Here is an 18,861-nt window from a genome sequence, read left to right on the forward strand (position 1 = left end):
CGGGCCTGCGGCAGGATGGGGGGATGTCCGTCCTGTCCACGTTGCGCCACCCGATCATCGCCGCCCCGATGGCTGGTGGCCCGTCCACACCCGCGCTGGTGGCCGCCGTGTCCGCCGCGGGTGGGCTGGGCTTCCTCGCCGCCGGGATGATCGACACCGGCCGGCTGGTCGCCGACGTCGCCGAGGTCCGTGCGCGTACCGATCGGCCGTTCGGTGTGAACCTCTTCCTGCCCGACCCCGGCGGCGTCGACGAGGCCGCCGTCCGGGCGTACGCCGAACGGCTCGCCCCGCAGGCCGCGCAGCACGGCGTGAGCCTGGGCGAGCCGGTGGGCGGCGACGACGCGTACCCGGAGAAGCTGGCCGCACTGCTCGCGGACCCGGTCCCGGTCGTGTCCTTCGTGTTCGGGCTGCCCGACCGGGCGGCGGTGACCGCCCTGCGCGAGCGGGGCACCGAGGTATGGGCCACCGTCACCCGTCCGGACGCCGCGACCGCCGCCGCCGACCTGGGTGTGGACGCGGTGGTGGTACAGGGCACCGAGGCCGGCGGGCACCGCGGCGGCCTGCCGGACGACGACGACTACGGGTTGCTGCCGCTGCTCCGGCTGACCGCCGCCCGCTGTGACCGGCCGTTGGTGGCCGCGGGTGGCCTCGTCGACGGCCCCTCGGTGGCCGCCGTGCTGGCTGCCGGCGCTGCCGCCGCGCAACTCGGCACGGCCTTCCTGCGCTGCCCGGAGGCGGGCAGTTCGCCGATGCACCGGGCGGCGGTGGCCAGTGCCGCGCCGACAGCGTTGACCCGGGCGTACACCGGTAAGCGGGCCCGTGGCGTGGCCAACGACTTCCTGCGCCAGCACGACGCGGTGGCACCGAGCGGTTACCCCCAGGTGCTGCACCTGACGCGTCCACTGCTCGCCGCCGCCCGGCGCGACGCGGACGCATCGGTGGCCAACCTGTGGGCCGGGCAGGCGCACCCGCTGGCCCGGGACGTGCCGGCGGCGCAGGTGGTCGCCGAGGTGAGCGCCGAGGCTCGGACCGCGCTGGCCACAGTGGTCGAGCGGTCCAGCCGCTGGGGCTGAGCAGGACACCGGCAACCGGCTCGGGCGGGTGGGACAGGGCCAGGCGGGCACCCGTTAGAGTCTCGCCGTGATCGAGATCGGTGCGCAGGTCGACCTGTCCCACCCGGCTGAGCGGGTCTGGCGCGCTCTGACCGATCGGGAGTTGCTCGGCCGGTGGTTCGCCGAGGCCGAGATGGTCGAGGGCGTACCGGACCGGATGCTGCTGCACACCGCCGGCCTGCCCGGCTTCGAGGCCAACGTCGAGGTCGAGGTGACCGAGCGGCAGGAGCCGGACCTCCTCGTGCTGGCGTGCGACGAGGCCGGGCGGCTCAGCGAGCTGACCTGCGCGGTCACGACCACGAAGCAGGGCTGCCGACTGGAGCTACGGGAGGTCAGCACGCACGGCGCGTGGTCCGCCGAGCAGCACGAGCCGCGCGAGCAACAGCTCCGACAGGCGCTGACGGTACGGCTGCCGGCCATCCTGGACTGGCTCGCCTTCCAGCAGGTGGACCTGCGCCGGGCCGACGGTGGGATGACCGCGGAACTGCCGCTGATCGGCGTACGCGGCCGGGCCGGCCGCAAACCCCGCCGGCGTCGTACCGTGGTCGCCGTGGTCGCCGGGGCCGTCCTGCTGGCGGGGACGGCGGCATGGGTGACGTTGCCGCCCGACTCGAAGCCGGCCGCCGTGCCCGCACCGACCGCGACCGCGTCGCCGACAGTGACGGCCGGCAGGACCACCGTCGCTCCCACGGCGACCGCCTCGGCGCGTCCCTCGCGGACCACCGCGTCGGCGACCACCCGGCCGAGCCGGACCCCGTCGGCAAAGCCCTCGCGGACGCCCGCGTCGGCTGCCCCACCGCCGCCATCGGCGCCGTCCATCACGGCCCGCTACCAGACCGAATCCGACCGACTGTTCGGCTACACCGGCGAGATCGTGGTCGGCAACCCCGGCGGCGTACCGGTGGCGGACTGGGCCGTGGTGGTCACCCTCGCCGAAGGCACCACCGTCGACGACGTCGACGGCGCGAACTGGCGACAGGACAGACGGGTGATCACCTTTACCGGAGCCGCGGTGGCGGCCGGGGGATCCCAGACGATCACCTTCGACGTCCGCGACAGCCGGCCGAAGGCCCGGGAGCCGGAGAGCTGCACCATCGGCGGGCAACAGTGCGCGGGCCTCTGACTAGGCTGCCGTCATGGCACTGCTGCACAGGGCGACCCTGCACCCCACGAAGCTGGACCTGCTGACGGCCTGGCTGCCCGACCGACAGTGGTTCGCCGGACCGACCGGCGTCGAGGTGGTGAGCCGGGGCGCCTACCGCTTCGACGACCCGGCCGGCGAGGTCGGCATCGAGACGATGCTGGTCGGCGCCCCGGACGGGCCGGTCCACCATGTTCCGCTCACCTACCGCGCCGCACCCCTCGACGGTGCGGACGCCTGGCTGGTCGGCACCACCGAGCACTCGGTGCTCGGCCGGCGCTGGGTGTACGACGGCTGCGCCGACCCGGTGTACGCGGCCGCGCTCGCCCACGCGATCCTCACCGGCAGCGGCCAGGCGGAGCAGTACTTCGAGGTCGACGGCCGGCGCGAGGTGCGTGAGCCGACCATGACGGTCGTCGTCGACGGCGTCGCGGATGCCCAGGCACCGACCGTCGGCGCGGTGCGACGGGTGGTCGACGAGGACCGCACGCTCATCGACACCGACACCGTCGAGCTGGTCGTCGTGCGTCGGCCGGGGGCCGGAGCCGACGGGCCGGCCGGGGGCACGCTGAGCGGCAGATGGGACGGTCGGTCCACGGCCGTGCCGCTGGCGTACGCCAGGACGCGCTGATCTGTGCGGTGGGCGGCCCGATCGCTCGGGCCGCCCACCGCTGTCACCACTGCGCCGGAGGCGGGGGCGGCGACACGGGCGGCCGGTCGTCGCAGGTGATGGTGTTGGGCAGCAGCCACGGCGCGAGCCACCCGCCGTCGTTACCGCCGAGGTCGGTCAGCGTGAACTCCGAACCGGCCGGGGTGAAGTGGAACGATCCGCAGTTGTTGACACCGACCGCGCCGACGTTGCGGGCGTCCACATTGGCGAACGAGGCGGACCCGGCCGCGCGGGCACTGACCACCGAGGTGCCGGTGCCGTCGACCCGGACGTCCCGGAACCGCGCATCGGAGATCGAGTAGAGATCCTTCACCGGCCAGTCGCTGACCAGCATGATCGCGTTGTACGTGTTGTCCAGGTACGCGTCGCCGGTCACCTCGATGGGCGCCTCGATGCTGCGATCCAGGGCGAAGACCCAGATCGCGCCCAGCCCGATGTTCCAGTTCAGCTCGTACGTGCCGGCGCGGGCGGTGGTGTTGTTGGTGAACCGCAGGTGCCCGGTGAACGGCTCCGCGCCGAATCGGGCACCGGCGTGCAGGCCGCTGCCCTCGCGTACCGGGTCGGCGACCAGGTTGTGCGAGACCGTGGTGTCGGTGCCGCCGTAGATGGCGATGCCGTTGGCCAGGGTCGGTGACTGAACGGTGTTGTGGTCGAACGTGTTCCGTGCGTTGGCCGTCTTCTCCGACCACATCGCCAGGCCGTCGTCGCCGGTGTTGCGGACGAAGTTGTGCGACACGAGGGAGTCGGTCACGCCGGTGTGGAAGTTGAGCGCGTCGGCGATCTGGTCGACGATGATGTTGTTGGTGACCCGGACGTTGCGCATCGGGCCGTCGAACCACAGGCCCGCCTTGGTGTGGTGCAGGTAGAGCCCGTCGATGGTGGAGTCGCTCATCGCCCCACCGATCGCGTTGACCTGGTCGGTGTCGATGCGCTCCCGCACGTCGCCCTCGATGGCGAAGCCGGAGAGGTGAACCTTACGGCTTCCGCCGTCGGCGGCGTCCCGCCCGTAGAACCCGACGCCGGTGTGCACCGAGCCGTCCGGCGCGGGCGTCGGCAGGGCGACCTCGCGGCCCTTGATGGTGGTGTACCAGTTGCCGGCGCCCTCGATGGTCACGTCGTCGACGATGATGTGCCGGTTGACCTGGTAGGCGCCCGGTGGGATGTACACCTTGAGGTGGGCGCGCCGAGCGAAGGCGATGGCCCGGTCCAGCGCGTCGGCGGAATCCCGCCGGCCGGTGGGGTCGGCGCCGAACGCGAGCACGTTCGCGACGAGCAGCCGGACGTGCGGCGGCGCGACCAACTCGGAGTCGAGAAGGTCGATGACGGTCCAGGCGGCGGCGCTACCGGGCGGCGCGGTGAGCCGGACCTTGTCGCCGGCCCGGTAGGTACGTCCGAGCAGCAGCCGCTGCTCGTCGTAGAAGTGGGTGGGCCGGAACGGCTTGTCGATGCTCGGGTACGGCGTGGTGGCCGACGGCACGCACTGGCACTCGGTGATCCACCAGTCCGGGTGCAGCAGCCCGGCCTGCGGGTCGTTGGTGAACGGGTACTGGTTGTAGAGCCACGAGTACTGCGACGTGAGCGTCATGGTGCGCAGGTGCTTGCCGTTGACGGCGACCCGCAGCGGCGCGGTGATCCCACCACCCTGCGGCGCGTCCGGGATGCTGTACCGCACGGTGATCCCGTTCGCCGCGCTGGGCAGGACGAACTCCACGTACTCCCCGGGAGTGAGCCGGACCGCCCGGCGGCCGGAAGCCTCCGCGGGCAACGTGTAGGCGGTCCGGTCGGGCCCGATGATCTCGCCGTTGGTACGGGCGTTCTCCGCTTCCTGCTCGAGAAAGTCGACGTCCGCGCCGCGTCCGGCAACCAGCGCCGGATCGAGGGCGGCCCGGGTGACCACCGGCTGCGCGCCGGCGGACGCGGGTGGACTGGCGGCGGCCGCGGTGGGCCCGGCGACCAGCACGGCGAGACCGGCCGCGAGCGCGACGACGGTGCCGCTGGGCCGGCCGGGGCGTCCCCGCGCCGGCGTGAGGCTGCGAAACATCGGTGACCCTCCTGGGTGGGTGGTGGTGGAGGTCCGCCCGGCGTTCCCCCGACGCCTGACATTGATCGTCATGATGCAGCACCAGACAGGGCACTGCAAGACACCTATCGAACAACGAAAATAAACGACTATCAGGCCGCAAGAAATGGACGGTCGTCGAGTTGAGGTGTCGCGCGTCGCCCGCCCCGAGCAGCTCACGCCCGGCGTAGGCTGGTCCGCGTGGATCAAGAAGACCGGATTGCCCTCTTCCTCGACTACGAGAACCTCGCGTTGGGCGCGCGCGACCATCGCGGCGGCGCGGCCTTCGACTTCCGGCCCATCGCCGACGCGCTGGCCGAACGAGGCCGGGTGGTGGTCCGCCGGGCGTACGCCGACTGGTCCTACTTCGACGAGGACCGCCGAATGCTCACCCGGTCCCACGTCGAGCTGATCGAGATCCCGCAGCGGATGGGCGCGTCCCGTAAGAACGCCGCGGACATCAAGATGGCCGTCGACGCGATCGAGTTGGCGTTCGAACGCGACTACATCTCCACCTTCGTGATCTGTAGTGGTGACAGCGACTTCACCCCGCTGGTGCACAAGCTGCGCGAGCTGAACAAGCGGGTCATCGGCGTCGGGGTCGAGGGGTCCACCTCGGGGCTGCTTCCCCCGGCGTGCGACGAGTTCCTGTACTACGACCGCTTGGAGGGCGTGGACATCCCGCCGGCGCGTGGCCGGCGCGCTCGTCCCACCACCCGGCAGGCCGGCGCGGAGCAACGCCCACCCGAGCCGGAGCGGGAGCACGAGCCGGAGGTGGACCGTCGGCCGACGGGGGAGGAGCCCGGCCGCGACGTGGACGCCCTCGCCGTGTTCGTCGCCCAGTCGGTCGCCGGGTTGCAGGGCAGCGCCAACGGTGAGGTCACCGCCTCCCGGCTCAAGCGCACCCTGCTGCGCAAGGACCCCACGTTCAGTGAGTCCGACTACGGCTTCCGTACCTTCGGCGAACTGCTGCGCCACCTCGCCGAGCGCAACGTGATCGAGCTGGGCGAGGGCCCGGCGAAGGGTGACCCCGAGGTCTCGCTGCCCGAGCACGGCGACCGCGAGGTGGCGTTCGGCCTACTCCGGGGCGTCGTGGCGGACCTGGGTAGCGGCGGGAACCCGGTGGCGTTGTCCGGGTTGAAGAACCAGGTGCGCCGGGCCCGTCCCGACTTCAGCGAGAAGAAGCTCGGCTACCGCAGCTTCCTGCAGTTCTGCAAGGCGGCCGCGACCGCAGGCGTACTGGACCTGCGCTGGAGCCCTGAAGCCGACGACTACCTCCTGACAACCCAGACCTGACCGCCCCGCCCCGCCTCGTGTGTCCCACGCGTTGATCAAGAGGTTTGCGTCACCGGGAACGCGATTCGTGACGCGAACCTCTTGATCAACATCGGCTGGGGGTGGGAGTTGCGGGGAGGGTGCAGAGTGGGGCGGGGTTCCTGATTCGCAAGTCAGGAGCGGGAGAACCGCCCGTTATGGTTTCGAACCGTCAACGGTTGGCCCGAAATGCGCCTGGATTGTCGCCCTTGCCCCGGTCCGGGCATACCTGCGCCGTACCCTCGGCGCGGGAATTGCTATACGGTCGGCGAATGAAGGTGGAGGAGCACTGGTGGAACGGAGACACGACCCCGCGCGGGCGCCGGGACGTGTACATCCGTACTGACGGGCAGGGTTGGGAGGTCCGCGCCCAGATCGGTGGGGCGTCGGGTCGTGAGCGGGTGCAGCAGTGCCCAAGCCGGGCCTCGGCGGCCATCCTCGCCGACGCCTGGCGCGGCACCCACCCATCCTGGCGCGAGCTAAAGCAGCGCTGATCCGGCACCGGGCCGGGTCGGCAACGCTCCCGGGCTCCAGCCCGGCGCGCCCGCCGACCGGCCCGGCGCTCGGTACGTCGGTCCGCCGAAAGCGCTCAGCGGTACAGCCGCCGAATCCGTCCAACTCGCACGTCACCGCTTCTGAAGCATGACGGAAGCAACGTCCGCCAGAAGCGCCAATGCCCAATCCAGTTGCGAGCAGTTGTCGCGACCTTGGCACTCAAGGCAGCCGCCAGCTCGCCGCTCGGATCAAGAGCGGCGAGTACGCGGCAGGGGAGCGTCTGCCCACCTACAGCGAACTATCGAACCTCTATGACGTCAGTGTGACCACCGTCTTGATCACTTGATGAAGGGCAGTTCCTGGCGGCTCGATTCAACTACTCCTCATCAAGTGATCAGGAGATATGACGGACCTTCGTGTCTCCGCCCTCAGGTCGGGTATACGTAGGGCTGCTGGTCGCGCCAGATGGAGGTCGCCCATGTCGCAGGGCCCTGACGAGGAGAACCCCAGGATCGACGATGAGGCCCGGGAGGCCGAGCGTCGGCTCGCCAACCTGCCCAGGACGGTGGACGACGCGCTGACCGACGACGACGCCCGGGTGCCGGACAAGGCCCCCTCCGAGCAGGACGCCGACTAGGGGCCTGCCCGGCGTCCTGCCGGACAGGCCCCGTTGGCGGGGGTCAGCGCTTCAGCGTGAAGGTGAAGTCCCCGGTGAGCTTGCCGCTCAACCGGAACGCCGAAACGATCTTCCCCTCCGCGATCAGTCGGTCGACCTCGCCCCGCGACACACCGCAACCCTCCGCGATCAGTCGAGTCGGCCGGACCGGGATCCGTGCCGCGTTGCGGACCGCGACGTCGATCACGTCGAGGTCCAGGTGATCCGATCCGCCGGTGTCGAGACGCCACGCGTCGGTCCAGTCCAGGGCGAGTCGGTTCTGGTGCTGGACGGCCGGATCCTGAAGCAGCTCGGCGATCAGGCCGGGATCGTTGGCATGGAGCCGGTCCAGCAGTTCGGGTGGGATGGAGCGCACCGTCATCCGCTCCAGGACGGTGAGCTTGGCCGTCTCCCCGCAGGCGCTGCAGAGCGCGAGCAGCCAGACGTCGAGGAGCTTGTGGTTGGCGTTGACACGGAACTTGCCGCTCGCCCGGAGGCGTTGGGACGGGCATGCGTGGCAACGGCGGCGAACGATGGGCAGGCAGGTAGGCACGACGGCCCAAATTATGAGCACAGAAGTACACCGGTTTCAGTGAGAAGTCCGCAGCAAAAAGGAGCGCGGCGCAACTGCGCAACGCGCGACAGATCAGCTCTCGGGAGGTCTCACAGGGTGTACAACGGCACGTCCTTGCCTAGACGACCTGGTTGCGCAGCACGGTAACGGCGCACGGCGGCGCCGCTCCACTGGTTTTCGCGTACGCGTCAGGAGCCCGGGTGGCGGGAGGTGCGACCGGTCGGGTGTCCGCCCCGGTCAGGCGGTCGGGACCGGCAGGACCACGCCCTCGGCCGCCGACCGGTGGGCCAGCTCGATCAACTCGACAGTGTGGACGGAGTCCCGGGGGTCCACCGGCATCGGCGCGCCGTCGCGCAGCGCAGCCGCCACCTGTGCGTAGAAGCTCTGGTAGGCGCCGGGTTCGGTCGGCACCGGCCGCAGGTCACCGTCGACGCCGAGCAGGCCGTAGCGGTCCGACGGGACCTCGCCCCAGCCCGGCTGGTCCGGTCGGCCACCGTCGTGCAGCGCCGCCTCCTGCACGTCCAGCCCGTAGCTGGTGTAGCCGGCCCGGTCGCCCAGCACCCGCAGGCGCGGCCCGAGCTGAGCGGTCACCGCACCCATCCACAGGTGCGAGTGCACCCCGTTGGCGTGGGTCAACGCCACGAAGGCATCGTCGTCGACGGCCGCGCCCGCGCGGCGACGGTCCACCTCCGCGTAGACCCGGTCGACAGGGCCGAACAGCTGCACCGCCTGGTCGACGAGGTGGGCGCCGAGGTCGAAGAGGGCGCCGCCGGCCTCCTCTGGACCGGCAAGTTCCCGCCAGCCCGGCTTGATCGTCGGACGGAACCGCTCGAACCGGGACTCGAAGCGCAGCACCTGCCCCAACTCGCCCTGCTCGACCAGGCGGCGGACGGTCAGGAAGTCGCCGTCCCAGCGCCGGTTCTGGAAGACCGTCAGCGGCACCCCACGCTCGGTCGCCTCGTCGACCAGCACGCGGCCCTCCGCGGCGGTCGGGGAGAGGGGCTTGTCGACGACGACCGGCAGGCCGGCGGCGAGCGCCGCGCGCGCCATCGGCACGTGCTGCCGGTTCGGCGTCGCCACCACGACCAGGTCCAGGGCGTCCGGGGTACGCCACAGCTCGTCGGCGTCGTCGACCAGGCGGGCGTCCGGGAAGTGCTGGCGGGCCTGCTCGCGTCGCTGCGGATCACGGGTCACGATGGCGTCGAGCCGCAGCCCGGGAGTCGCGGCGATCAGCGGCGCGTGGAACACCCGGCCCGCCAGCCCGTACCCCAGCAGACCAACCCGCAGCGCCTTCGCCATGCCGTTCCCCCGTCTCCCTGGTCCGCGCCCTGACCTGGCGCCGGTACCGCTGAGAAGAATCTACGCCGGGGGCGGTCGGGCCCGATCTCGGCCCGTCAGCTCACCGGGTCGGCGCGCAGGTAGGTGAGGACCGCGAGCACCCGACGGTTGGTGTCGTCGCTGGGCGGCAGGTCGAGCTTCAGCAGGATGTTGCCGACGTGCTTGCCGACCGCCGCCTCGCTGACGTGCAACCGGCCGGCGATCGACGCGTTGGACCGCCCCTCGGCGAGCAGCGCCAACACCTCGCGTTCGCGGGCGGAGAGCGCGGCGAGCGGGTCACGGGGGCGGTGCAGAAGTTGCCGGACCACGTCCGGGTCGATGGCGGTGCCGCCCCCGGCGACCCGGCGCAGCGTGTCGACGAACTCGGTGACCTCGGCGACCCGGTCCTTGAGCAGATAGCCGACGCGTTGGCCGTCGCCACTGTCCAGCAGCGCCGCCGCGTACCCGGTCTGCACGTACTGGCTGAGCACCACGACCGGGAGGTCAGGTCGCTCGGTGCGCAGCGTGACGGCCGCGCGCAGCCCGTCGTCGCGGCGACCCGGCGGCATCCGGATGTCGGTCAGCACCAGGTCCGGTCGGTGGTCGCGGGCCGCCGCCAGCAGGTCCGGTGCGGAGCCGACGGCCGCGCACACCGTGAAGTCGAAGCGGGTCAGCAGCGCGACCAGACCCTCCCGCAGCAGCACCTCGTCCTCGGCGAGCACCACCCGCGTCACCGACGACATGGCAGCTCCACCCGGACCACTGTAGGCCCGCCGGGCGGGCTGGACAGCAGCAGCCGGCCGTCCACGGCGGCGACCCGGTCGGCGAGCCCGGTCAGGCCGGTACCCCGGGCCGGATCGGCGCCGCCGTGACCGTCGTCGGTCACCTCGACGACGAGGTCGCCGCCGGCCCGGGTGAGGCGTACGTCGGCGCGGGTCGCCCGGGCGTGCCGGGCCACGTTGCCCAGCGCCTCGGAGACCACGAAGTAGGCAGTGGTCTCCACGATCTCCGGCAGCTCGTCGTGCAGGTCGGCATGCACGGCGACCGGGATGGTGGCGGCGTCGGCCAGCTCGCGCACGGCGCCGGCCAGGCCGAGGTCGGTGAGGCTCTGCGGGCGGATGCCGTGCACCAGTTGCCGCAGCATCACCATCAGACCCCGGGCCTGGTCGTGCGCCACGGCGAGCGGTCGGGAGGCGGGGGAGTCCTCGGGTACGTCCAGCCGGGCCAGCCCCAGCTGGAGGGTGAGGCTGGTGAGCCGGGGCTGTGCGCCGTCGTGCAGGTCGCGCTCGATGCGGCGGCGTTCGGCCTCGTACGCGCCGACCAGTCGGGTGCGGGAACGGGTGACCTCGCGCAGCGCCGCCGCGTCCACCGGGTGGGCCAGCAGCCACCGGGCCACGGCTGCCTGGACGGCGGCGAGCAGACCGATGGCGTACCAGAGCACCGGGATCAGCAGCACCCCCACGATCGCGTACGGAACGGCTTCGCCGGTGCTGTCGATCGGCTGCCAGATCACCACCGGCTGGTTGGCGTCGCCGGCCAGCCAGGGGCTGGAGATCATTCCGAGGTCGAGCAGTACCAGCACCAGGAACACCCAGTACGCGACCGGCGTGAACCCGCCCAGCCAGAACAGGTACGCCACCTCCCGCCAGGTCGCGGCGCTGCGGTAGCGGGCGACGAGGCCCGGCCACGGCGACGAGGCCAGCGGACGACCGTCGACGAGCCCGGCCCGCCACCGCTCGACGACGGCCACCGGGAAGCTCACGAGCGGGGCCAACGCCAACAGGGTGAGGCTGCCGGTCGCCAGGAACAGCATCAGCGCGATGCTCGGCGGTCGGCCGTGCTGTCGGAGCCCGTTGACGGCGGCCAGCAGGGGCGCGCCGATGACGAGCAGCCCGACGCCGAGGACGCCGGCGATCGGCACTGTGGTCACCAGGTAGGCCAGCGCGCGCCAGGGCCACGCGGAGATCAGCCAGCGGCGGCGGCGTAGCGCCTCGGCCAGGTGCGAAGGGTGTTCCGTGGTCATGCAGCAGACGCTAATCGGGAGCGACCTGGTGCCCCAGCCGTCCAGATCCACTCTTCGGGGTATGCCCAGCACTACCGGCGAACGGGTGTGCGGGGTTCGGAAACGGGAAGAACGCGCCGTCGCGCGGCCCGCGTGACCTGTGCTGTCAAGCGGCTGGAGAGACATGGGTGCCAGAACCTTCGTGGTGGTCGGCGGGACCAGCGGCCTCGGCCTCGCGGTGGCCCGACTGCTCGTCGACGAGCATCAGGTCGTGGTGTTCGGCAATGAGCGGGCCGAGGTCGCCGCCGTGACCGACGAGCTGGGTTGCGACGGCGCGGTCTGCGACATCTCCTCCTACGAGCAGGTCCGCGACGGGTTCGCCGAGGTGGTCGAGCGCTACGGCACCATCGACGGGGTGGCGGCCTGCGCCTCGATGTGGGCGGGCGGCGAGCTGGGGGACCTGTCGGTGGAGCACATCCGCCGGGCTGTGGAGATCAACGTCCTGGGCATCACGTACCTGCTGCGGGAGGCCGTGCAGCACCTGCACCGGCAGGGCCACGGGAACGTCGTGTACATCGGCGCGCTGGCGCTGGCGGCTCCCCGGCCCGGCATCCCCGTCTACCGGGCCACCAAGAGCTACGGCAACAGCCTTGTCGACTCGCTGGCCGAGGCCCAGCACAGCAATCGGGTCAAGGTGATGCAGCTGCACCCCGGGCCGATGCCGACGCGGCTACAGGAACGGGTGGGTGCCGAGTTCCTGGACGAGGTGTACGCCATGCCCGAACAGGTCGCCACCGAGGTCGTCCGGTTGCTGCTGCTCGCACCCGACGACCTCTACGTCTCCGGTGAGCGCGTGCTGCGCGCGGACGGGCGGTGGTGACGGCCGCAGCCGGACCGGCCGACCGTCCGGCCTCGGCGTGGGCGCCGCTGCGGACGGCGGTCTACCGCAACCTGTGGCTGGCCCTGCTCGCCGCCAACATCGGCACCTGGATGCAGACCGTCGGCGCGCAGTGGCTGCTGATCAACCATTCCAACGCCTCTACGCTTGTCGCGTTGGTGCAGACCGCCAGTCTGCTGCCGGTGCTTCTGCTGGCGTTGCCCGCCGGGGTGCTGGCCGACAGCTTCGACCGCCGGCACCTGCTGATCGCCGTGCAGCTGTTCCTGGTGGCGGTGGCGGTGGCGTTGACGCTGCTCACCCTGACCGGCCGGATGCCGCCGGCGCTGCTGCTGACCCTCACCTTCGCGTTCGGGGTCGGGCAGGCGCTGACCCTGCCGGCCTGGGCGGCGGTGATCCCGGAGCTGGTGCCGCAGGACCAACTGCGGTCGGCGTCCGCGCTCGGTTCGATAAGCGTGAACGTGGCGAGAGCGGTCGGGCCCGCGGTGGCCGGCGTGCTGATCGCCCGTACCGGCGTCGCCCCGGTCTTCGGCATCAACGCGGTCGCCTTCGGGATCTTCGCGTACGCGCTGTGGCGCTGGCGGCCCGGCAACGCCCGCGCGGTCGAGGTGCCCGAGCGGTTCACCGCCGCGCTGCGGGCCGGCAGCCGCTACGTACGCCACTCGCCGACGGTCCGCCGGCTGTTGCGCCGGGCGCTGGTCTTCGTGGTCCCGGCCAGCGCGCTCTGGGCGCTGCTGCCGTTGGTCGCGAACCGGCGGCTGGGGCTGGGCTCCGGCGGGTACGGGGTGCTGCTGGCCGCCCTCGGCGTGGGCGCCATCGCCGGTGGTGTGCTGCTGGCCGTGATCCGCACGCGACTGTCGGCGAACCAGTTGCTGCTGATCGCCGGGGCGCTGTTCACCGTGGCGCTGACAGTGGTCGGCACCGTGCGGGCGGTGCCGCTGGTGCTGCTCGCCCTGCTGCCCGCCGGGATGGCCTGGGTGACGGTGCTGGCCAACGTCAACGCCGAGATGCAGCTCTTCCTGCCCAGCTGGGTGCGGGCTCGGGGCCTGGCCGTCTACCAGGTGTGCTTCGCCGGTGGGCAGGCGGTCGGCGCGCTGCTCTGGGGGTTGGTGGCCGACATGGCCGGGCTGGTCCTCGCGTACCTGGCGGCGGCGGCGCTGATGCTGGTCGGCACCGTGACGAGTCGGATCTGGCCGCTGCCGGACCTGCGGTCGGTGGACCGGGAACCGGCGGCCTACTGGCCGCAACTGCACCTGGCGCACGAGCCGGACCCGGGGGTGGGGCCGGTGCTGGTGACAGTTCAGTACACCGTCCGGCCGGAGCTGACCCAACGGTTCCTGGCGGCGATGGACCTGGTGCGTGGTGCGCGGCAGCGGACCGGCGCGATGCGCTGGGGGCTGTTCCGCCCGGCCGAGACGGTGGACCGGTTCGTCGAGGTGTATCTGGTGCCGTCCTGGGGTGAGCACCTGCGCCAGCACGGTGGCCGGTTGACCGGTGAGGACCGCGCGGCCGAGCAACGGGCCCGGGAGCTGACCGACGGGGAGCCGGAGGTCCGACACCTGGTGCCCGCCGCCGCCGGTCCGACGCTGTCCGACGACCGCGAGGCGCTCTGACAGCGTGCGGGGGCGCGCGAGAGCCGGCCGGCGCGGTCGTACGGCGTACGGCCTCGTTGTTAGGATGGCCGCACCATGGCGAGTGAGCGCAAGGCGACCGCGGACCCGGCCCGCAGCCTGGCCCTTCTCTGGCGCACCCGGGAGCCGACCAGCCGCAGCGCCGGTCCGGCGCTCAGCGTCGACCGGATCGTCCGGGTCGCGATCGACATCGCCGACGCCGAGGGGCTCGACGCGCTGACCATGCGCCGGGTCGGTGAGGCGCTGGGGGTCGGCACGATGTCGGTCTACACCTACGTGCCGGGCAAGGCCGAACTCGTCGCCGTCATGATCGACACCGCGTACGGCGAGATGCCGCGCCCCGTCGTCGAGGGCGACTGGCGGACCAGGCTGGAACGGATCGCCCGCGACAATCTGGCGCTCTACCAGCGGCATCCCTGGATGCTGCGGGCCGAGACGACCCGACCGGTGCTCGGTCCGCACCTGATGGCCAAGTACGACTACGAGCTCGGCGCAATCGTCGACATCGGGCTCACCGACGTCGAGGTCGACGCGGTGCTCACCCTCGTGCTGGGTCACGTGAAGAGCGCCGCCCGGGCCGCCTCCGAGGTGGTCGACCTGGAGCGCGAGACCGGCATGACCGACGGTCAGTGGTGGCAGTCGCACGCGCCCTGGCTGGAGACCTTCCTGAAGCCCGGCGCCTACCCGACCGCGTCCCGGGTCGGCACCGCGGCCGGCCAGCAGCACGGTGCCGCGTACGGCCCGGAGTACGCGTTCGAGTTCGGCCTGCAACGCGTCCTCGACGGGATCGCGGTGGTGGTCGCCGAGCGGGCGGCCAGCCGATAGCCGGCCCGCGGTGACCTAGCGCGGTGCCGCCCGTCGGGCCAGCCGGGCCAGCGAGCGCGCCGACGGGCTGCCCGGCTCGGCGTGATAGACGACCAGCGACTGGGTGGTGCCGCTGATCGCGAGCTTCTCGTAGCGCAGCGCCAACTCGCCCAGCTCCGGGTGCTGGAACACCCGCACCCCGCCGCCCGCGCGGGCCGTGACGTCGTGCCGGGCCCACAACCGCCGGAACCGCTCGCTGCCGGCCGTCAGCTCCTCCACCAGCTCGATGAGGCGGGGGTCGTCCACCTCCGGCCCGACCTGTGCGCGCAGGCCGGCCACCGCGTTGGCCGCGACCGCCGTCAGAGCCGGGTAGAGCGCCGGCACGCTCGGGTCCAGGAAGACCGCGCGCAGCAGGTTCACCCCGGCGGTGAAGATCGGCGCCAGCGCGGTCGCGGCGGGGTTGGCGAAGAGCACGTCCAGGTGTCGACCGTGCACGAAGGCGGGCGTCTCGGCCCACGAACCGACCAACTGCCGGATGCCCACCGGCACCCGCTCCGAGGGTCGCGCCGCCCGGCGGGCCGGCACCGGCCGGGCCAGGCCGTGCAGGTGTGCCGCGGCGTCCGCGTCCAACCTCAGCGCGCGGGCCAGCGCCTCGACCACCTGCGTCGACGGGTGCCGGTCACGCCCCTGCTCCAACCGCAGGTAGTAGTCGGCGCTGATGCCGGCGAGCAGGGCCGCCTCCTCGCGTCGCAGGCCGGGCACCCGCCGACGGCCGTGCGCGGGCAGGCCGACGTCACCCGGCCCGATCAGCTCACGCCGGGCACGCAGGTATTCGCCCAGCGGGCCGGCCGTGCTCACCCGCCCATCGTAGGAGCCGCCACCGACCGCCCAGCCTGGTCCTGCCACTACCAGGAAAAACAGGGAACCGGCTAGCGCCTGCCACCGGGGTGACAGTGTCGGAGTAAGGGTGATCGAGAGACGGGACAGCAATGACAGAGCGCATCACGACCCCCTTCGGGTTCGCCTCGACCGCCGACGAGGTCATCGCCGGGGTGGACCTGAGCGGCAAGCGGGCCATCATCACCGGCGGTGCCGCCGGTATCGGCATCGAGACGGCCCGTTCGCTCGCCGCCGCCGGCGCCGAGGTCGTGCTCGGGGTCCGCCGGGTCGCGGCGGGTGAGCAGGCCGCCGCCGACATCGCGGCCAGCATCGGCGCGGAGCGGGTCACCGTCCGCGCGCTGGACCTGGCCGACCAGACCTCGGTACGCCAGTTCGTCGCCGGCTGGGACCAGCCGCTGCACATCCTCGTCAACAACGCGGGGATCATGGCGCTGCCCGAGCTGGAGCGCACCGCCGAGGGCTGGGAGATGCAGTTCGCCACCAACTTCATGGGCCACTTCGCGTTGACCGTCGGCCTGCACGACGCCCTCGCCGCGGCCGACGGCGCCCGGGTGGTGTCGGTCAGCTCCAGCGGCAACCTCTTCTCCCCGGTGATCTTCGACGACCTGCACTTCGCGTTCCGGCCCTACGACCCGCTGCTGGCCTACGGGCAGTCCAAGAGCGCCGAGGCCCTGCTCGCCGTGGAAGTCACCCGCCGCTGGGCCGACGAGGGGATCTACTCCAACGCGCTGAACCCGGGCGCGATCGCCACTGGGTTGCAGAAGCACACCGGTGGGCTCAAGTCGCCCAGGGAGATGCACAAGACCCCGCAACAGGGTGCGGCGACCTCGGTGCTGCTCGCGGGATCCCCGTTGCTGGACGGCATCGGCGGTCGCTACTTCGAGGACTGCGCCGAGGCCCCGGTCGTCACCGAGCGACCCGCCGACTACAGCGGCGTGGCCGCGTACGCGGTCGACCCGGGCAACGCCGAGCGGCTCTGGACCGTGGCGTCCGACCTGATCTCCTAGCGCGGCGTCACCGCCGGCCGCCGACCACAACCGCCCGGCTCGGCGGAACCGACCCGGGCCCGGTGGTCCGGGTGGTACGACTGGGGCGGCGATGGCCGCTGCGGGCCGGGGAAGGATGGCGATGGCCGGCGACCAGCCGCGACGACACGACGTGGTGGAGTTGCGGGTGCACGGCGTGTCCGGGGCGGACCCGACGGTCATCCTCGACCAGCCGCAGGTCCGGCAGGTCGCCGGCGACGGCAGCGGTGGCTTCCACCGTGCCACCCGGTCGGACGGCGACGGCCCGGACGGGCTGACGCTGGAGGCGTACCGCTGGGGTGACCTGCCCTCGGGCACCGTCGGACGGACCCTCGCCATGGTCTTCCTGCTGCCGTTCATGCTCAGCAACGTGGCCGTGTGGATGCGCCCCACCGGCCGCCGCCGCGCCGTCGCGGTCAGCGTGCTGTGTCGGCTCCTCGCGCTCAACCTGACAGTGCTGTACGTGGTGTCCATCGCCGGAGTCGCCCTCGACCTGCTCGCCTGGCGGTGTCTCGGTGCAGCCCGCTGCCGCCCGCCCTTCGACACCATGGCCGGGCTCGACGACCGGCACGTCGGGCTGCGGCTGGCCGTGCTGGCGCTCCTGCCGATCGCCGCCATAGGCCTCCTGCGCCTCCTCGGCACCCGTCGGTCCGGCCCGGCCGACAATCCATTGTGGGCAGTGGAGCCGCTGGTACACCGGCTGCGCGCGATCCACGTCGCCGCGGCTCTCGCCGTACTCGATGTCGTGCTGCTCACGGCCCGTCGCGCCGGCGGCGCGACGTTCTCCACGACACTGCTGCTGGCGCTCAGCGCGGCGGTGCTGCTGACCTGCGTCGGCCTGCTCGCCGCTCCGGGGATGATCGACCGGGCGGCGACCGCCCGAACGGCGACCTGGACCGCCCGCACGGCGGGCGCGGTGTCGGCCGTCCTGAGCGTGGCGACCCTCGTCACCGTGGCGGGCGATCGGCGCGCCTGGTCCTCGGCGGTCGGGCTGCCCGGCTACGGCGGGATCGCGGCTTGGGCGCTGTTCGGCCAGATGGTGTTGCTGGTGGTGCTCAGCGTGGTGGTGCTGTGGCAGCGCGGTCGGGTGGGCGGCCGGTCCGCGCTGCCGGGTGGCCTGGGCGCGGCGGTCCTCGCCGCCCTCGCGGTCGGCCTGACCGGCGCACTCTCCGCCGGCCTCGTCTACCAGACGGGGGAGTTGCTCGGCGGCTACCGCGGTGACGGCGGGCCACCGTCGCCGTACCGCTGGACGCTGCTGGCCTTCTTCCTGCACGTGGTCGCGGCGGTGCTGCTGTGCGGCGCGTTGACCGTCGTGTCGCGGCGGCGCCGGCTGCGTGCGGCGGCGGCGATCACCGCCCGTGACTTCCCGGTCGTGCCACCGGAGGCGGTCGGCAGGTTACGGCTGACGACGAAGACCATCGCCCGGGCGCGGTTCACCGAGTGGTTGGGTCTGCTGGCCGCCGCGTACGCGGCGCTCGCGGTGGTCGGGCTGGCCACGAGTCTGGTGGGGCGTACCGGGCGCGAACCGGAGGAGTTGACCCGACAACTGCTCGGGCTGCCGGCCGGAGCCGTCCAGATGGGGCTCAGCGGCGGCAGCTACCTTCTCGCCGCGTTGCTGCTCGCGCTGGTGACCGGCGGCGTGTTCGCCTATCGGACCGCGTGGTTTCGCCGGTACGTCGGCATCCTGTGGGACCTGGGCACCTTCTGGCCGCGGGCCGCGCATCCGTTCGCCCCGCCGAGCTACGCCGACCGCGCGGTGCCGGAACTGGCCGACCGGATCAGCCAACTGGCCGAGCGGCACGTCGGGGTTCTGCTCTGTGGGCACAGCCACGGGTCCGCGCTGCTCGCTCTCGCGGTGCTGCGGTTGCCCTCGCGCGTACGTCAACGGGTCGCGCTGCTCACCTACGGGTCACCGCTGGACCGCCTGTACGCCCGGCTCTTTCCGGCCTACCTCAACGAGGAGGTGCTGCGCCAGGTGGGGGAGCGGGTCGAGTGGAGGTGGCTCAACCTCTGGCGGGACACCGACCCGGTCGGCGGCTGGGTCTTCGCCGCACACCGCCCCGGCGACCCGGCCCCGGATCCGGCCGATCCGGCCGACCAGGTCGACAGGCGGTTGCGGGACCCGGCACACCTGCTGCCCGCACCGGGGGAGCGGTCCGCGCCGCCGCTACGGGGGCACCATCCGGGCGAAGCCGACCCCGAGTTCCGGGAGGCGGTGCGCGAACTCACCGAACGCCTCCGTGGTGCCGGCTGAGCCTGCCGGCCGT

General features: G+C 72.5%; 18 protein-coding genes. 12 read left to right on the forward strand and 6 right to left on the reverse strand.

Annotation, left to right across the window (positions count from 1 at the left end; translation table 11 throughout):
• The first annotated feature begins 23 nt into the window (after positions 1-23).
• The 3 genes from GA0070561_RS16005 (at position 24) to GA0070561_RS16015 (ending at position 2,884) form a co-directional block, all read left to right on the forward strand.
• Positions 24-1,073, forward strand: coding sequence for an NAD(P)H-dependent flavin oxidoreductase (locus GA0070561_RS16005; protein WP_091401281.1), 1,050 nt, complete (start codon positions 24-26; stop codon positions 1,071-1,073).
• A gap of 67 nt (positions 1,074-1,140) precedes the next feature.
• Complete coding sequence (locus GA0070561_RS16010) at positions 1,141-2,235, forward strand: SRPBCC domain-containing protein (RefSeq protein ID WP_091401283.1); 1,095 nt, start codon at positions 1,141-1,143, stop codon at positions 2,233-2,235.
• Positions 2,236-2,248: 13 nt separating this feature from the next.
• On the forward strand, positions 2,249-2,884 hold the full coding sequence (locus tag GA0070561_RS16015; RefSeq protein ID WP_091401286.1) for a CG0192-related protein: 636 nt from the start codon (positions 2,249-2,251) through the stop codon (positions 2,882-2,884).
• 43 nt (positions 2,885-2,927) lie between these two features.
• Here GA0070561_RS16015 and GA0070561_RS16020 read toward each other — a convergent pair whose 3' ends face one another.
• Positions 2,928-4,964 (reverse strand): glycosyl hydrolase family 28-related protein, encoded by a 2,037-nt coding sequence (locus GA0070561_RS16020; RefSeq protein WP_091401288.1) that lies wholly within the window; start codon positions 4,962-4,964, stop codon positions 2,928-2,930.
• Between the two features lie 219 nt (positions 4,965-5,183).
• On the opposite strand from GA0070561_RS16020, the gene GA0070561_RS16025 reads away from it, so the two are divergent.
• The 4 genes from GA0070561_RS16025 (at position 5,184) to GA0070561_RS33610 (ending at position 7,428) form a co-directional block, all read left to right on the forward strand.
• Positions 5,184-6,278, forward strand: coding sequence for a PIN domain-containing protein (locus GA0070561_RS16025; protein ID WP_091401290.1), 1,095 nt, complete (start codon positions 5,184-5,186; stop codon positions 6,276-6,278).
• Between the two features lie 290 nt (positions 6,279-6,568).
• Complete coding sequence (locus tag GA0070561_RS16030) at positions 6,569-6,790, forward strand: hypothetical protein (RefSeq protein ID WP_030335934.1); 222 nt, start codon at positions 6,569-6,571, stop codon at positions 6,788-6,790.
• A 179-nt stretch (positions 6,791-6,969) separates the two neighbouring features.
• Positions 6,970-7,137, forward strand: coding sequence for a GntR family transcriptional regulator (locus tag GA0070561_RS16035; RefSeq protein ID WP_091401292.1), 168 nt, complete (start codon positions 6,970-6,972; stop codon positions 7,135-7,137).
• Between the two features lie 132 nt (positions 7,138-7,269).
• Positions 7,270-7,428 carry a hypothetical protein gene (locus tag GA0070561_RS33610; protein WP_167362418.1) on the forward strand — a complete coding sequence of 53 codons (159 nt, stop codon included), beginning with the start codon at positions 7,270-7,272 and terminating at the stop codon, positions 7,426-7,428.
• 43 nt (positions 7,429-7,471) lie between these two features.
• On the opposite strand, the gene GA0070561_RS16040 is transcribed toward GA0070561_RS33610, so the two are convergent.
• The 4 genes from GA0070561_RS16040 to GA0070561_RS16055 all read right to left on the reverse strand — a co-directional run bounded on the left by GA0070561_RS16040 (position 7,472) and on the right by GA0070561_RS16055 (position 11,360).
• Positions 7,472-7,999 carry a DUF1062 domain-containing protein gene (locus GA0070561_RS16040; RefSeq protein WP_244166261.1) on the reverse strand — a complete coding sequence of 176 codons (528 nt, stop codon included), beginning with the start codon at positions 7,997-7,999 and terminating at the stop codon, positions 7,472-7,474.
• 258 nt (positions 8,000-8,257) lie between these two features.
• Entirely contained in the window at positions 8,258-9,319 is a 1,062-nt protein-coding gene (locus GA0070561_RS16045; RefSeq protein ID WP_091401297.1) for a Gfo/Idh/MocA family oxidoreductase, read from the reverse strand.
• Positions 9,320-9,414: 95 nt separating this feature from the next.
• The gene (locus GA0070561_RS16050; RefSeq protein WP_091401299.1) at positions 9,415-10,080 is read right to left on the reverse strand and encodes a response regulator transcription factor; all 666 of its coding nucleotides are present in this window, start codon (positions 10,078-10,080) and stop codon (positions 9,415-9,417) included.
• A complete protein-coding gene (locus GA0070561_RS16055) occupies positions 10,068-11,360 on the reverse strand; it encodes a sensor histidine kinase (protein ID WP_091401302.1) in 1,293 nt (430 codons plus the stop codon). Before GA0070561_RS16055 ends, GA0070561_RS16050 begins: the two co-directional genes overlap by 13 nt.
• 163 nt (positions 11,361-11,523) lie before the next feature.
• Here GA0070561_RS16055 and GA0070561_RS16060 point away from each other — a divergent pair, with 163 nt between their 5' ends.
• From GA0070561_RS16060 to GA0070561_RS16070, 3 genes are all read left to right on the forward strand, one after another.
• Positions 11,524-12,219 (forward strand): SDR family NAD(P)-dependent oxidoreductase, encoded by a 696-nt coding sequence (locus tag GA0070561_RS16060; protein ID WP_091401304.1) that lies wholly within the window; start codon positions 11,524-11,526, stop codon positions 12,217-12,219.
• Positions 12,213-13,847 (forward strand): MFS transporter, encoded by a 1,635-nt coding sequence (locus tag GA0070561_RS16065; RefSeq protein WP_091401307.1) that lies wholly within the window; start codon positions 12,213-12,215, stop codon positions 13,845-13,847. The genes GA0070561_RS16060 and GA0070561_RS16065 overlap by 7 nt, the downstream gene beginning before the upstream one ends.
• Positions 13,848-13,922: 75 nt before the next feature.
• Positions 13,923-14,690 carry a TetR/AcrR family transcriptional regulator gene (locus GA0070561_RS16070; protein WP_091401310.1) on the forward strand — a complete coding sequence of 256 codons (768 nt, stop codon included), beginning with the start codon at positions 13,923-13,925 and terminating at the stop codon, positions 14,688-14,690.
• A gap of 15 nt (positions 14,691-14,705) precedes the next feature.
• On the opposite strand, the gene GA0070561_RS16075 is transcribed toward GA0070561_RS16070, so the two are convergent.
• On the reverse strand, positions 14,706-15,527 hold the full coding sequence (locus GA0070561_RS16075; protein ID WP_091401313.1) for a helix-turn-helix transcriptional regulator: 822 nt from the start codon (positions 15,525-15,527) through the stop codon (positions 14,706-14,708).
• 131 nt (positions 15,528-15,658) lie between these two features.
• Between GA0070561_RS16075 and GA0070561_RS16080 the strand changes: the two genes are divergently transcribed.
• Both GA0070561_RS16080 and GA0070561_RS16085 read left to right on the forward strand, forming a co-directional pair.
• Positions 15,659-16,576, forward strand: coding sequence for an SDR family NAD(P)-dependent oxidoreductase (locus tag GA0070561_RS16080; RefSeq protein WP_091401315.1), 918 nt, complete (start codon positions 15,659-15,661; stop codon positions 16,574-16,576).
• Between the two features lie 121 nt (positions 16,577-16,697).
• On the forward strand, positions 16,698-18,848 hold the full coding sequence (locus GA0070561_RS16085) for a hypothetical protein (RefSeq protein ID WP_244166263.1): 2,151 nt from the start codon (positions 16,698-16,700) through the stop codon (positions 18,846-18,848).
• The last annotated feature ends 13 nt before the right edge of the window (positions 18,849-18,861 follow it).

The sequence above is a fragment of the Micromonospora saelicesensis genome (assembly GCF_900091575.1).
In the GTDB taxonomy this organism is placed as follows: domain Bacteria; phylum Actinomycetota; class Actinomycetes; order Mycobacteriales; family Micromonosporaceae; genus Micromonospora; species Micromonospora saelicesensis.

What these genes read in the sequence shown, in the direction of transcription:
- GA0070561_RS16005 (WP_091401281.1), top strand. Translation starts at nt 24, where the DNA reads ATGTCCGTCCTGTCCACGTTGCGCCACCCGATCATCGCCGCCCCGATG.
- GA0070561_RS16015 (WP_091401286.1), top strand. Translation starts at nt 2,249, where the DNA reads ATGGCACTGCTGCACAGGGCGACCCTGCACCCCACGAAGCTGGACCTG.
- GA0070561_RS16020 (WP_091401288.1), bottom strand. Translation starts at nt 4,964, where the DNA reads ATGTTTCGCAGCCTCACGCCGGCGCGGGGACGCCCCGGCCGGCCCAGC.
- GA0070561_RS16030 (WP_030335934.1), top strand. Translation starts at nt 6,569, where the DNA reads ATGAAGGTGGAGGAGCACTGGTGGAACGGAGACACGACCCCGCGCGGG.
- GA0070561_RS16035 (WP_091401292.1), top strand. Translation starts at nt 6,970, where the DNA reads ATGCCCAATCCAGTTGCGAGCAGTTGTCGCGACCTTGGCACTCAAGGC.
- GA0070561_RS33610 (WP_167362418.1), top strand. Translation starts at nt 7,270, where the DNA reads ATGTCGCAGGGCCCTGACGAGGAGAACCCCAGGATCGACGATGAGGCC.
- GA0070561_RS16045 (WP_091401297.1), bottom strand. Translation starts at nt 9,319, where the DNA reads ATGGCGAAGGCGCTGCGGGTTGGTCTGCTGGGGTACGGGCTGGCGGGC.
- GA0070561_RS16050 (WP_091401299.1), bottom strand. Translation starts at nt 10,080, where the DNA reads ATGTCGTCGGTGACGCGGGTGGTGCTCGCCGAGGACGAGGTGCTGCTG.
- GA0070561_RS16055 (WP_091401302.1), bottom strand. Translation starts at nt 11,360, where the DNA reads ATGACCACGGAACACCCTTCGCACCTGGCCGAGGCGCTACGCCGCCGC.
- GA0070561_RS16060 (WP_091401304.1), top strand. Translation starts at nt 11,524, where the DNA reads ATGGGTGCCAGAACCTTCGTGGTGGTCGGCGGGACCAGCGGCCTCGGC.
- GA0070561_RS16070 (WP_091401310.1), top strand. Translation starts at nt 13,923, where the DNA reads ATGGCGAGTGAGCGCAAGGCGACCGCGGACCCGGCCCGCAGCCTGGCC.
- GA0070561_RS16080 (WP_091401315.1), top strand. Translation starts at nt 15,659, where the DNA reads ATGACAGAGCGCATCACGACCCCCTTCGGGTTCGCCTCGACCGCCGAC.
- GA0070561_RS16085 (WP_244166263.1), top strand. Translation starts at nt 16,698, where the DNA reads ATGGCCGGCGACCAGCCGCGACGACACGACGTGGTGGAGTTGCGGGTG.